The following is a 13,281-nucleotide window of genomic DNA, read 5'->3' as shown; positions in this document are numbered from 1 at the left end:
TAACTTTCTTCTTCTGCCCATGCTTCGCATCGGTCTGATCTCCGACACGCACGGGCTCCTGCGGCCCGAGGCCATCGCCTTCCTGAAGGGCAGCGACTTCATCGTGCACGGTGGCGACATCGGCAGCGCCGGCATCCTCGAAGCGCTCGCGGCCATTGCGCCGTTGACGGTCGTGCGAGGCAACAACGACCGCGAACCCTGGGCAGATGCCATTGCGGAAACCGAACTTGTGAAGTTCGGCGGCGTGCACCTCTATGCCATTCACGATCTTGCGCAGCTCGACATCGACCCGCCCGCAGCCGGCGTGCGCGTGGTCGTCTCGGGCCATTCGCACAAGCCGAAAGTCGAAGAGCGCGCTGGTGTGCTCTACGTCAATCCGGGTAGTGCGGGCCCGCGGCGGTTCAAGCTGCCGATTTCCGTCGCCGAACTCGTTATCGACGGTGCGTCAGTGACTGCTCGCGTCGTCTCGATCGACCCGCAGGGTGGTCTTCCCTCTACCGGGGGAGGCACCTGAGACCCGGCCTTGAGCCGGTTTCTTGGTGTTTCTGGGTCGATAGAGCCTGATTTCGAGGGGTTGGTCAGGTATTTGTGAGTGAGAATTGCTAGCATCTAGGTTTTGCTTACCGGCGCGCCCGATATCCCGGGCGTCCTCTCACCGTGCGAACCAACGATTTCGGCGCAGCGCCGACCACCGCCGTCGCCCTGCGCCTCGACCAGCTTCCGAACAACCAGTGGGCCACCGTGCTCGACGTGGCGCGCCCCGACAACGCCGACGACCGTGAGCTCGTCCTGCGCCTGACAGAAATCGGCTTCGTGCCGGGCGAGGCCGTGCGCATCGTCGCCAGCGGCATTCCGGGCCGCGAGCCGCTGGCGGTGCGCCTCGGCCACACCACCTTCGCACTGCGCCGCCACGAGGCCGCGCTGATCCACGTCACGCCGGGAGCCACAAACCATGGTTGAAGCCGTCATCCAGGGCCCCGGCCGCCTCGCCGCCACCGCGCAGCCGGGCCGCATCGCCCTGCTGGGCAACCCCAACTGCGGCAAGACCGCACTGTTCAACCTGCTCACCGGCAGCCGCCAGAAGGTGGCCAACTACGCCGGCGTGACCGTCGAGCGCAAGGAGGGCACGCTGCGCACGCCCTCGGGCCGTCGCGTGTTCGTGCTCGACCTGCCGGGCGCCTACAGCCTGAACGCGCTGAGCGCCGACGAAGCCGTCACCCGCGACATCGTCACCGGCCAGAGCAAGGAAGCCCTGCCCGACCTGCTGGTGTGCGTCACCGACGCCACCAACCTGCGCCTGAACCTGCGGCTGGTGATCGAAGCCAAGCGGCTCGGCCTGCCGATGGTGGTGGCGCTCAACATGACCGACATGGCGAAGAAGCAGGGCATCGTGGTCGACACGGCCGTGCTCTCGCGCGAACTGGGCGTACCCGTCATCGAAACCGTCGGCGTGCACACCGGCGGCGCGCAAGGCCTGCTCGCAGCGCTCGACACGCCAGTGGCCGCCGCCACGCCGCAGCCCTGGCAGGCGCCGGGCCTCGACGACGTGCTGGCCACGCAGCGCGAGGTGCGCCGCATCCTCGGTCTCACGGTGAAGGAGCCGGTCGGCAGCCTTGCCACCAGCGACCGCATTGACCGCGTGGTGCTGCACCCCGTGTGGGGCATGCTGGTGCTGGCCGTCACCATGTTCCTGATGTTCCAGGCCGTGTTCAGCTGGGCCAACGTGCCGATGGACGCCATCAAGGCCGGCACCGAGGGGCTCGGCAACCTGCTCAAGACGGCCATGCCCGAGGGCATGCTGCAGAGCCTGCTGGTCGACGGCGTGATCGCAGGCGTCGGCGGCGTCATCGTCTTCCTGCCGCAGATCCTGATTCTTTTCCTGTTCATTCTTGCGCTGGAAGACTCGGGCTACCTGCCGCGCGCGGCCTTCCTGCTCGACCGCGTGATGGGCACCGTGGGCCTGTCGGGCCGCTCGTTCATTCCGCTGCTGTCGAGCTTTGCCTGCGCCATTCCGGGCGTGATGGCCACGCGCACCATCAGCAACTGGCGCGACCGCATCACGACCATCATGATCGCGCCGCTCATGACCTGTTCGGCGCGGCTGCCGGTGTATGCGCTGCTCATCGCGGCCTTCATTCCGGCGCGCACCGTGGGCGGCGTGTTCAACCTGCAGGGCGTGGTGCTGTTCGCGCTGTATGTGTTCGGCATCGTCTCGGCGATGGCCGTGGCCTGGGTGATGAAGCGCTTCCGCGACAACACGCAGCATTCGCCGCTGCTGATGGAGCTGCCGGCCTACCGCTGGCCGAACCCGCGCAACCTGGCGCTGGGCCTGTACGAGCGTGCGTGGATCTTCATCCAGCGCGTGGGCACGATCATCCTGACGCTGACGATCCTGCTGTGGTTCCTGTCCACCTTCCCGTCGCCGCCAGAAGGCGCGACCGGCCCGGCCATCCAGTACAGCCTGGCCGGCATGATCGGCCGTGGGCTGGAGCACATCTTCGCGCCCATCGGCTTCAACTGGCAGATCTCGATCGCGCTGGTGCCGGGCATGGCGGCGCGCGAAGTGGCCGTGGGTGCGCTCGGCACGGTGTACGCGCTGTCGGCCACGGGGGATGACGTGGCAGGCCAGCTGGAGCCGCTCATCGCCGGCAGCTGGTCGCTGGCTACCGCGCTGTCGCTGCTGGTCTGGTACGTGTTCGCGCCGCAGTGCATCTCGACGCTGGCTGCGGTGAAGCGCGAGACGGGCTCGTGGAAGTACGTCTGGATCATGGCTGGCTACCTGTTCGCGCTGGCCTACATGGCCTGCTTCATCACCTACCGCGTTGCGGTGGCACTCGGAGCGGGTTAAAACCTGTCATGAAAGGTTTGAAGAAGAAATGGCACAGCAACTGATCGTCGGATTGATCGTCGCGGCCGCCGCGTTCTACGCGGTCTGGCGCTGGATGCCCGCAGGCTGGCGCCGCGGCGCGGCACAGAAGCTCGCGGCCGGCACGCATCGCGCGGGCTGGGTCGACGAAGAACGCGCCAAGGAACTGGCTGCATCGCTCGCCAAGACCTCGGGCTGCGGCTCGTGCGACAGCTGCGGAAGCTGCGGCCCCAAGACACCTCTCAAACAACCGGAAGCCGACCAGGCCACCATCAGCCCGTCCATGCACGGCCGCTGAGACCGATGTCCGCGCACATCCTCGTCGCCGGGGGCGGCATCGGGGGGCTGGCCACTGCGCTGGCGCTTTCCAAGGGTCGGCACCGGGTCGACGTTTTCGAGCAGGCGGCCGTCTTCGGCGAAATCGGTGCCGGCGTGCAGCTCGGGCCCAATGCCACGCGGCGTCTTCAGCAACTCGACCTGGGCCCCGGGCTCGCGGCCATCGCGGCGCGGCCCGATGCACTGGTGGTGCACAGCGCCGAAAGCGGCTCCGAACTCGCCCGCATGCCGCTGGCCGATGCCATGCAGCAGCGCTACGGCTCCCCCTACTTCTGCGTGCATCGCGCCGACCTGCATGGCCTGCTGCTCGATGCCGTGCGTGCGCGCGGCACCGGCACGCTCGTGACTGGCGCGCAGATCAGGCAGGTGGAAACCAGCGATGACCTCGTCTGCCTGTCGAGCACCGACGCGCGCGCCTGGGAGGGCGAAGCCATCGTCGGAGCCGACGGCCTCTGGAGCATGGTGCGCAGGCAGCTCGATTGCGCGTCTGCCGCGCAGCCACCGCGCGTTACCGGCCACACGGCCTGGCGCGCGTTGATCGAGCAATCGCGCCTGCCCGCCGCATTGCGCCGCAAGCGGGTCGATGTGTGGCTCGGTCCACGCCTGCATGCCGTGGCGTACCCGGTGCGCGGCGGCGACTGGCTCAACGTGGTGGTGATCGCCGAATCGGCCCCGGCCGGCGACGCGCGCGACTGGGACCAGTCCAGCAGCATCGCCGCCCTGAAGCAGGCCATGGGCCGCAGCTGCGCCGGACTGCAGTCGTTGCTCGATGCCATGCCCGGCTGGCGCGCATGGTCGCTCGGCGACCGCGCCCCCATGACCAGCGCAGCCGAGATGGCGCATGAGCGTGTCGCGTTGGTGGGCGATGCCGCGCATCCGATGGTGCCGTACCTCGCGCAAGGCGCGGGCATGGCCATCGAAGACGCGGTGGCGCTGGCCGATTCGTTAGCCGACGGCAGTGCGGCCGATGTGCCCGCTGCCTTCGCGCGCTATGCCGAGGCGCGCTGGGCACGCAACGCGCAGGTGCAGGCACGTGCGCGCCGCAACGGCGAGATCTTCCATGCCACGGGCGCCGTGCGCCTGGGCCGCGACATGGCGATGCGCCTGCTGGGCGCAAAGCTGCTCGACCAGCCCTGGCTGTACGGCGGCTGAGCGAACGGCGCGCCGGCGCCTTTCAGAGCCGGAATGTCTGAAGGTGCTCGATGCGTTCTGCGAGCCCCTCTTGTCCGAGGTAGTGCCCGTGCGTGCCGTCCTGCATCTGCGCGAGCGTGGTCTCCAGTTCGAGCAGCATCGCATCGCGCTCCGCAACGAATGCGGGCGCCACATCGATGCCCGCCTGCGCGCAGGCATCAGCGATCAGGTGCGCGCTTGCGGGCGCTCCGCACGCCGCGCACTTGACGATGGCCGTCACGTTGGGCTCCGCGCCGTTGGCAAGCAACGCGCTCGTGAGTTCGGGAGCGATCTGCCCGTCGATGTTGCGCAGGGCGTCGGCCGCCACCGGCGCGCCTGCGCGCACCAGCGCTGCTGCGGCGGCGAAGGCGCCGTGCCCCACCGCGACGTCGGTCGCGAGCGCGCTGCCCTGATGCGGCCCGTCGAAGCCCACGCCCGAGGCGGCGAGTTCGGCGACCAGCCCGGCGTCGTCGGCCGCGATGGCATGGCGCAAGGCCACGCGCGCGATCGACGGATGGTGGCGCAGCGTGCCTTCGGCCAGCGGCGTGCGCCAGTCGACCACGGCGTGGCAATAGAAGGTCACCAGCTTGTCCATCAGGTCGAGGTCGAGCCCGTGGTCCTGGTGGCGGTCGTCGAGGTAGCCGAGCAGCGTCTGTCCCGAGAAGTAGTCGCTCGTGGGCGCCAGCGGGTCTTCGTCGAGCTGCAGCGCCACGAATGCGCCGCGCAGGTCGGGCGCGATGGTGTTCACGCTGTCTTCATGCAGCGCGTGCGTCCAGGCCGGTGGCAGGCCCTTCTTCCACGCGACGATCTGCCCGTGCCCGGCACCGGGTTCGACCACCGCGTAGACGCGGTCGGTGTACTCGAAGCCGCCGAAGGGCAGGTGTGTGAGCTTGCCGCTCGATGGCTTGCCACCGTCCTCGGCGGCTTCCTTGACCAGTTCCAGTTCGTGCTCGATCCAGCCCTGCAGGTCGTGGTAGCCGTCGCTGCCGTTCCAGAACAGCTCGTTCCAGCTGATGGCTTCGAGGTTGCCGTTCATTTCGAGCGACAGGTCGTAGTCGAGCCGACCGCCCGCCGTCTGCTGCCACAGCGTGAGCAGCGCTTCGGGAATGGGGCCTGCGCACAGGGCCTGCACGGCGTCGATCTGCTGCGGCGGCATTGGCGGCTGCGCGTCGAAGATCACGCGGTCGGCGAACAGCACGACGCCATGTTCGCGCAGGGTGGAGAGCTCGTCGGGTGTGAACCGGATGTCGTGCATGGCGGGGGCCTCCGTTGTTTTCAAAACTGTAGCGCTTTGCGCCGACGGAACAATCAGGTCCACCCCAGCTTCATGAGGGCGTTTGCGTGGTACTCGTCCAGTCGATGCGGTCGAAAAGCCTCATCAGCCGGGCCTTGCGCGTCGGGCTGAACTGGCCGATCCATGCGATGTGGCCCAGCAGGTGACCGCGAAAGTCAGCCGCCTTTGCGTGGTTCTGGCCGGCGGGGCCGTCGAGCGCGCAGCGATGCAGCACGGCCTTGAGCCGGTCGAAGTCTTCGCGCGGCGCGTTTGCCTTGTCGTTGACGACCACGCCGGTCACGCGCTGCTGGCGGTGTTGAGGCATGCAGCGCACCTTGCGCGGGTGCAGCTCGAAGCCCTCGTCGGCCGCGATGCCGTCGACCCAGGCGCGCAAGGCGGTGAACCGCGCGCGCAGCGAGGCCGGCCCGGAGAACACCAGGTCGTCGGCATAGCGCGTGTAGGTGGCGCCGAAGACCCATGCCAGGCCTTCGAGCCGCAGGTCGAGCCGGAATGCGCAGAGGTTGGCCAGCGCGGGCGAGCAGGGCGAGCCCTGGGGCAGGTGCGGCGCGGCGAGGCGCTTGGCGCCCATCCAGTCGAGCCCGCCGTCGTCGCGCAGGCGTTCGATCACGGCGGCATCGGTGCGGTGCGTGCACAGTGCGGTGAGGGCGCGCGCCACGCCTTCGGGGTAACCCAGCGTGCGCCACGTGGCATGCACGCGCGAGGCGCGAACCGCGGGGAAGAAGTCGCGCAGGTCGAATCCGATCACGACCTCCTGGCCGGCGTGGGCGGCCGCGTGGCTCGCGACCGAGCGGCCCGGCACGAAGCCGTGCGCCGCTTCATGCACGGGCACGTGCTGCAGAAGGTCGTCGAGGATGCGGCGCTGCGCGCGCTTCAGGTCGGACTTGGGAATCTCGAGCAGGCGCAGGCCGCCGAGGCGCTTGGGCTGCAATTGGTAGCGGTAGTGCGATGAGGGCTGCACGCTGGGATCGCTGGGTGCGCGAAAAGCCTGTGCCGGCGATGTGAGCCAGGCCAGCCGGTCCGCGTCGAGCTCCAGCCACTGCGCGAGGTCGGCGAGCGTCGGGATGTTCGGCAGCGCGAAATGGTCCAGCCCCATCGGGCGGGGGAACATCTCCGCGGGCCGGAGGATGATTCGCCGCACACGTGGCTCCTCGTCCTGCTCGAAGGCCGCATCGAACTCAGGCATTTCATGGATCGCCTTCGCCAGCGTGGGCAGGTCGGTGCGTCGCCAAGTGGCTCGCGACCGGTTGCCGAGCGCTTCCGCCAGCGGCTTCAGCCAGGGCGCGTCGGCGCCCAGCGTTGCCGCAGCCCGCGCACGTAACGCACCGGGCGCGGTGCCGCCGGGTTGCCTCGCATCGGCAAGCAATGCGCGCGCGAGGCTGTGGGCGATCCATTCGCTGTAGCTCAGTTCACGCGTCATGAATGAAGATGGCGAGGCCTGTGAAGGTGGGTGGCAACCGGCCCTTCAACCAGCCGGTGATGCGCTAGCTGGGCTGCGCGGTAGCGCAGGTCCGCTCACGCGCCGGAATGTGTAGCCATCCATCCACCACGGGGTTCCCCCGCAGTACAAGACCAGGCGACGGATCGCAGAGCCTTGTCGAGTCTTGAAGTGCCGGTGCCGCGCGGATTGTAGGAGCCAACTTCGCGCGCGGTCTTCCAGATTACAGGTCGGTGCGAAGCTTCCAGATCTCGGGGAACAGCACCACGTCGAGCATCTTGCGCAGGTAGCTCACGCCGCCCGTGCCGCCGGTGCCTCGCTTGAATCCGATCACGCGCTCGACCGTCGTCACGTGGCGAAAGCGCCAGAGGCGGAACGCGTCTTCCAGGTCGGTGAGCTTTTCGCCGAGCTGGTACAGGTCCCAGTGATCGTGCGGATTGCGGTAGACCGTAAGCCACGCCGCTTCGACGCCGTCGCTCGATTCGTAGGGCTGTGTCCAGTCGCGTTCCAGCCGGTCGGCGGGCACCGGCAGGCCGTGGCGTGCCAGCAGGCGCAGCGACTCGTCGTACAGCGAAGGCGCGCGATAGGCCGCTTCGACCTGCGCCAGCAGATCGGCGCGGTGTGCATGCGGCTTGAGCATGGCGGCGTTCTTGTTGCCGAGCGCGAATTCGATGCACCGGTACTGCGCACTCTGGAAGCCGCTGGAGTTCGCGAGGTAGGGGCGCATCGCCGTGTACTCGGGCGGCGTCATGGTCGAAAGCACGGTCCATGCGCTCACCAGCTGTTCCATGATGCGGCTCACGCGCGCGAGCATCTTGAATGCGTCGGCCAGCTTCTCTTCGGCGATGTGGGCGGTGGCGGCGCGCAGCTCGTGCAGCATCAGCTTCATCCAGAGCTCGCTGGTCTGGTGCTGCACGATGAACAGCATTTCGTCGTGCGCGGGCGAAAGCGGGTGCTGCGCGTTGAGGATCTCGTCGAGGTGCAGGTAGTCGCCGTAGCTCATGGACTTGCTGAAGTCCAGCTGCGCTTTTTCCTCGTGGACGATGTTCTCGGGGGACTTGTCGGTGCTCATGATGTTTGCTGGCGGGTCATCGCCAGACCACGGCGGTATAGGAAGGAAGGCCCATGCCGGACTCCTTCTTCGGATAGACGAAGCGCACGACCTCGTTCTTGCGCTTGTATTCCTGGTAGGTCTCGCCGCCGGGAATGCGGCCCTTCTCGCCCGGCTTGTAGCCGGTGTCGCGTGCCTCCTTCACGAGACGCTCGAAGGCGGCCTTGTCGGTCAGCGAGAGCTGCACGCCGTCCTCGCTGCGGCGGCTTTCCACGTAGGTGGACTTCATCAGGTGCGTGGTCTGGCCGTCGACGAACTTCTCGTACTCGATCATGCTGACCTCGTCGGTCACGGTCTTGTCGGCATACGAGAAGCCCTGGCTCTTGATCTGCTGGCGAAAGGCGTCGGGCGTCAGTTCGGCGAAGGCCTTCAGTTGCGGCAGCGTGAACGCCGGTTGCTGTGCAAGGGCGGGTGCCGCCAGCATCAGCAAGGCGGTGTACAGAATGATCAGTCGGGATTTCATGGCTGGCTTCGTCTCAGGTTACGGCGTTCTTGCGGTTGAACTCTTCGCGCTTCCACTCGCCCGTCTCCAGCACCTGCGCCAGGTGCTCGACCGAGTTCCACACGTCCTCGAAGCTCAGGTACAACGGCGTGAAACCGAATCGCAGGATGTCGGGCATCTGCGAGTCGCCGGCGCGGTAGTCGCCGATCACGCCGCGCGCGATCAGCGCCTGCACGATGGCGTAGGCGCCTTCTTCTCGGCTCAGGCAGACCTGGGAGCCGCGCAGTGCGTGGTCGCGCGGGGTGACGAGCGAGAGGCCTTGACCGGCGCAGCGCTCTTCGACCAGTGCGATGAACAGGTCGGTGAGCGCGAGCGACTTGGTGCGCAGCGCGGCCATCGCGCCGTTCGTGCCGTTGAAGGCTTCGGCCGCGAGCACGGTGTCGAGCCCGCATTCGAGCCCGGCCAGCGCGATGATCGGCTGCGTGCCGCAGAGGTAGCGGCCGACACCCGGGGCAGGCCGGTAGTGCGGCGTGAACTCGAAGGGCGCCGCATGGCCCCACCAGCCGGACAGCGGCTGCTCGAACTGCCCTGCGTGCTTCGTGTTCACCCATGCGAACGCCGGCGCGCCGGGGCCGCCGTTCAGGTACTTGTAGCCGCAGCCGATGGCGTAGTCGGCCTCGCTGTCGTTGAGCGCGACCGGCACGGCGCCCGCACTGTGCGCGAGGTCCCACACGGTCAGCGCGCCCACGGCATGCGCGGCGGCGGTGACGGCCTTCATGTCGTGCATGGCGCCGGTGCGGTAGTTGACGTGCGTGAGCATCAGCACGGCCACTTCGTCGGTGAGCACCGAATCCGGGCCTTGCAGTTCGCTCGCATCGATCAGCTTCAGCGTGAAGCCGCGCTCGCGGCACAGCGATTCGGCGATGTACAGGTCGGTCGGAAAGTTGCTGCGCTCGCTGATCACCAGCTTGCGACCGCTGTCCTTCTGTTGCGAGAGTGCCGCGAACAGCACCTTGTAGAGGTTGACCGAGGTGCTGTCGGTGCACACCACTTCGCCGGGCGCGGCGCCGATCAGTCGGGCCACCTTGTCGCCCAGGCGTTGCGGGAGGTCGAACCAGCTCGCGGTGTTCCACGAACGGATCAGGCCTTCGCCCCATTCCTTGGTCACGACTTCGGCGATGCGTGCCGGTGCGGCCTTGGGCATCACGCCGAGCGAGTTGCCGTCGAGGTACAGCACGCCCTCGGGAATGGTGAATTGGTCGCGCAAGGCGCGCAGCGGGTCTTGCGCGTCGAGCGCGCGGCAGTCTGCAAGGGTCGTCATGGTGGAGTTTTCAGCGGGGGAGTTCGCGCAGCACGGCGCGAACGGGGGAGGCATCGGCGCTGACCAGCTTGAGCGGCAGCGCGATGAGTTCGTAGTCGCCCTCGGGCACGTCGTCGAGCACGAGGTTCTCGAGCACGCGCAGGTCGAGGCGGCGAATGCGTTGGTGGCTTTCCAGCGTCTTGCTGTCGGCCGGGTCGATGCTGGCGGTGTCGATGCCGATGAGCTTCACGCCCATGGCCGCGAGGCGCTCGACGGTGGCGGGGGCGTAGGCCGCAAGTTGCGGGTCCCAGTGGCCGACCGGCATGGTGGTGTACGTGCGCACCAGCACACGCGGGGGCAGGGTGCTGTCGACGGCGTGGGCGATGTGATCCCACTCGACGAGCGGGCCCTTGTCGATCGCATGAATTACGCGGCAGGGGCCGAGAAAAGGCGTGAGGTCGACGTTGCCGATGGTCTGGCCCTCGGGGTCGTAGTGCAGCGGCGCATCGGCGTGCGCGCCGACGTGGGGCGAGAGCTTGATCTCGCTGACATTCACCGGGCAGTCCGGTGAAATGGTCGCCGCCCAGCGCTGCTGGTAGGGCGTGTCGCCGGGAAAGACCGGCGCGCCTTCATGCACGGGCGGCGAGATGTCCCAGATGCGTTGCTGATGTGATGGAGCCATGGCGCGAAGTTAGCGCCGGGCGAGGGGTCGTGGTGTCGGTTATTTCCAACACCGAACGTGACGAGTTGAACGGATCAGTGCAACGACGACAGCGCCGGCAACCCGTGCCGTGCCCGCGCCCGCTCGCATGCGTCGCTGCCAGCTTGAAGCTCGTGGCACGGGTTGGGGCGCCATTCGTAGATGCCGCAGCCCACGGACTGGCCGATCTTGCCGGTGAGCGCAGCGCAACGCATGGGCGTGTGGTCGGTGCCGCGCATGCGGCAGATGGCGTCGTTCACCTCGACGGCGAGGCCCGAGGGCACCTTGCCGCCGTTGTCGTCGAGCTCATGCACGCTGAAGTCGACGCGATAGCTGGCGCAGCAGGCGCCGCATTGCTGGCAATCGGACATGCGGCTGCGCCTTGTGCTTCAGGTGGTCAGAGCTTGCCGAGGAGCAGGAACTCCATCAGCGCCTTTTGTGCGTGCAGGCGGTTCTCTGCCTCGTCCCACACCACCGACTGCGGTCCGTCGATGACTTCGGCCTGCACTTCTTCGCCGCGGTGGGCAGGCAGGCAGTGCATGAACAGGGCGCCGGGCTGGGCGATGCGCATCATGTCCTCGTCGACGCACCAGTCGGCAAAGGCCTTGCGGCGCGCCTCGTTCTCGGCCTCGTAGCCCATGCTGGTCCAGACGTCGGTGGTCACGAGGTCGGCGCCGCGGCAGGCTTCCATCGGGTCCTTGAAGACCTTGTAGCTGTCGCCCGAGCGGATGCCGGCGATCGACTGGTCCACCTCGTAGCCGCTGGGCGTGCTCACGTGCACCGTGAAGCCCAGGATCTCGGCCGCCTGCAGCCAGGTGTTGGCCATGTTGTTGCCGTCGCCCACCCACGCCACCGTCTTGCCCTGGATGGAGCCGCGATGCTCGATGTAGGTGAAGATGTCCGCGAGGATCTGGCAGGGGTGGAACTCGTTGGTCAGCCCGTTGATGACGGGCACCCGCGAGTGCGCGGCAAAGGTGTCGATCTTGGTCTGCTCGTAGGTGCGGATCATCACGATGTCGACCATGCGGCTGATGACCTTGGCGCTGTCCTCGATGGGCTCGGCGCGTCCGAGCTGGCTGTCGCCGGTGGTCAGGTGGACCACGCTGCCGCCGAGCTGGTACATGCCGGCCTCGAAGCTCACGCGGGTGCGCGTGCTGGCCTTCTCGAAGATCATGGCCAGCGTGCGGTCGACCAGCGGCTGGTGCTTTTCGTAGGTCTTGAACTTCTTCTTGATGATCGCCATGCGATCGAAGAGGTAGGCGTACTCGTCGGCCGTGAAGTCCGAGAACTGCAGGTAGTGCCGGATGGCGGCGGGTGCGGTCGTCGTGGCGGTCGTCATTGGGCGGCAGGCTCCGACAGGAAGTTTTTGACGATGGGCGCGAGGATGGCAACGATCTCGTCGGCCTCGGCAATGCTCAGGATGAGCGGCGGCACGAGGCGGATCACCTTGTCGGCCGTCACGCTCAGCAGCAGGCCGGCGTCGCAGGCGCGGTTCAGGATCACGCCGCAGGGACGGTCGAGCTCTATGCCCAGCATCAGGCCCTGGCCGCGGATTTCCTTCACGCCGGGCAGGCCGCCGATTTCGCGCTCCAGCGCGGCCTTGAGGTGGGCGCCGACGGTGGCGGCGTTTTCGAGCAGCTTGTGCTCTTCCATGATGCGGATGGTTTCGATGCCGGCACGCATGGCGAGCGGGTTGCCGCCGAAAGTGGTGCCGTGGTTGCCCGGGCCGAAGATGTTGGCGGCCTTGGGACCGGCCACCACGGCGCCGATCGGCACGCCCGAGCCCAGGCCCTTGGCCAGCGGCATCACATCAGGCTTGATGCCCGCCCATTGGTGGGCGAACCACTTGCCGGTGCGGCCCATGCCGCACTGCACTTCGTCGATCATCATGAGCCAGTCGCGCTCGTCGCAGAGTTGGCGCACCTGCTTGAGGTATTCGACGCGCATCGGGTGGATGCCGCCTTCGCCCTGGATGGTTTCGAAGAACACGGCAACCACGTTGGGGTTGCCTTCGGTGGCCTTCTTCAGCGCCTCGATGTCGTTCAGCGGCACGCGGATGAAGCCCTCGACCAGCGGGCCGAAGCCGGCCTGCACCTTGGGGTTGCCGGTGGCCGACAGGGTGGCGATGCTGCGGCCGTGGAAGGCGGCTTCGTAGACGACGATTTCGGGGCGCTCGATGCCCTTGTCGTGGCCGAACTTGCGCGCCAGCTTCAGGGCGGCTTCGTTGGCTTCGAGGCCGGTGCAGCAGAAGAACGCGTTGGTGAGGCCCGAAATCTCGGTCAGCTTGGTGGCGAGCTGTTCCTGGCCGGTCACGTGGTAGTAGTTGGAGCTGTGGATCAGCTTGGTCAGCTGGTCCTGCAGGGCGGGCACCAGCTCGGGGTGGTTGTGGCCCAGCGTGTTCACGGCGATGCCGCCGAGGCCGTCGATGTAGGCCTTGCCCGTGGTGTCCCAGACTCGGCAACCCTGACCGTGCGACAGTGCGATCGGCAGGCGACCGTAAGTGTTCATGACGTGGGGCGAGGTGGGCTGGGCGGTAGCGCTCATTCGGGTTCTCCAGATAGGGAAGGCGGATTCTAGGCGTGCCGTTTGACGGCTTCGTTGAGGATTCCGCATTACAGCAATGCCCC

General features: G+C 67.5%; 14 protein-coding genes. 5 read left to right on the top strand and 9 right to left on the bottom strand.

Annotated elements, in window-relative coordinates; translation table 11 throughout:
- Positions 1-19: 19 nt before the first annotated feature.
- The 5 genes from BMW87_RS07260 (at position 20) to BMW87_RS07240 (ending at position 4,354) form a co-directional block, all read left to right on the top strand.
- The gene (locus BMW87_RS07260) at positions 20-514 is read left to right on the top strand and encodes a metallophosphoesterase family protein (protein ID WP_093075539.1); all 495 of its coding nucleotides are present in this window, start codon (positions 20-22) and stop codon (positions 512-514) included.
- Between the two features lie 143 nt (positions 515-657).
- Entirely contained in the window at positions 658-960 is a 303-nt protein-coding gene (locus BMW87_RS07255; RefSeq protein ID WP_093075538.1) for a FeoA family protein, read from the top strand.
- The gene (locus BMW87_RS07250) at positions 953-2,848 is read left to right on the top strand and encodes a ferrous iron transporter B (RefSeq protein ID WP_093049588.1); all 1,896 of its coding nucleotides are present in this window, start codon (positions 953-955) and stop codon (positions 2,846-2,848) included. The genes BMW87_RS07255 and BMW87_RS07250 overlap by 8 nt, the downstream gene beginning before the upstream one ends.
- Before the next feature lie 28 nt (positions 2,849-2,876).
- Positions 2,877-3,164, top strand: a complete 288-nt coding sequence (locus BMW87_RS07245) for a DUF6587 family protein (RefSeq protein ID WP_093049590.1) — start codon at positions 2,877-2,879, stop codon at positions 3,162-3,164.
- A gap of 5 nt (positions 3,165-3,169) precedes the next feature.
- Positions 3,170-4,354, top strand: coding sequence for an FAD-dependent monooxygenase (locus tag BMW87_RS07240; RefSeq protein ID WP_093075536.1), 1,185 nt, complete (start codon positions 3,170-3,172; stop codon positions 4,352-4,354).
- Between the two features lie 22 nt (positions 4,355-4,376).
- Here the strand turns inward: BMW87_RS07240 and BMW87_RS07235 are convergent, their stop codons facing one another.
- The 9 genes from BMW87_RS07235 to BMW87_RS07195 form a co-directional block, all read right to left on the bottom strand.
- Complete coding sequence (locus BMW87_RS07235) at positions 4,377-5,627, bottom strand: SMI1/KNR4 family protein (protein ID WP_093075535.1); 1,251 nt, start codon at positions 5,625-5,627, stop codon at positions 4,377-4,379.
- A 70-nt stretch (positions 5,628-5,697) separates the two neighbouring features.
- A complete protein-coding gene (locus BMW87_RS07230) occupies positions 5,698-7,083 on the bottom strand; it encodes a reverse transcriptase family protein (RefSeq protein WP_093075534.1) in 1,386 nt (461 codons plus the stop codon).
- 241 nt (positions 7,084-7,324) lie between these two features.
- Entirely contained in the window at positions 7,325-8,173 is an 849-nt protein-coding gene (gene kynA, locus BMW87_RS07225) for a tryptophan 2,3-dioxygenase (protein ID WP_093075533.1), read from the bottom strand.
- A gap of 16 nt (positions 8,174-8,189) precedes the next feature.
- Positions 8,190-8,675: a hypothetical protein gene (locus BMW87_RS07220; RefSeq protein WP_093049603.1), complete on the bottom strand. Its 486-nt coding sequence runs from the start codon at positions 8,673-8,675 to the stop codon at positions 8,190-8,192.
- Between the two features lie 13 nt (positions 8,676-8,688).
- Positions 8,689-9,975, bottom strand: a complete 1,287-nt coding sequence (gene kynU, locus BMW87_RS07215; RefSeq protein WP_093075531.1) for a kynureninase — start codon at positions 9,973-9,975, stop codon at positions 8,689-8,691.
- Between the two features lie 10 nt (positions 9,976-9,985).
- Entirely contained in the window at positions 9,986-10,636 is a 651-nt protein-coding gene (gene kynB, locus BMW87_RS07210; protein ID WP_093075529.1) for an arylformamidase, read from the bottom strand.
- A gap of 74 nt (positions 10,637-10,710) precedes the next feature.
- Positions 10,711-11,025, bottom strand: a complete 315-nt coding sequence (locus tag BMW87_RS07205) for a YkgJ family cysteine cluster protein (RefSeq protein WP_093049612.1) — start codon at positions 11,023-11,025, stop codon at positions 10,711-10,713.
- A 26-nt stretch (positions 11,026-11,051) separates the two neighbouring features.
- Complete coding sequence (argF, locus tag BMW87_RS07200) at positions 11,052-11,993, bottom strand: ornithine carbamoyltransferase (protein ID WP_093075528.1); 942 nt, start codon at positions 11,991-11,993, stop codon at positions 11,052-11,054.
- Positions 11,990-13,198: an aspartate aminotransferase family protein gene (locus BMW87_RS07195; protein WP_093075526.1), complete on the bottom strand. Its 1,209-nt coding sequence runs from the start codon at positions 13,196-13,198 to the stop codon at positions 11,990-11,992. Before BMW87_RS07195 ends, argF begins: the two co-directional genes overlap by 4 nt.
- Positions 13,199-13,281 lie beyond the last annotated feature (83 nt).

Source organism: Variovorax sp. OV084 (assembly GCF_900111625.1).
Taxonomy (GTDB): Bacteria; Pseudomonadota; Gammaproteobacteria; order Burkholderiales; family Burkholderiaceae_C; genus Variovorax.
Note: the sequence above shows the minus strand (reverse complement) of the source record. Positions and strands in the feature narration are given on the sequence as shown.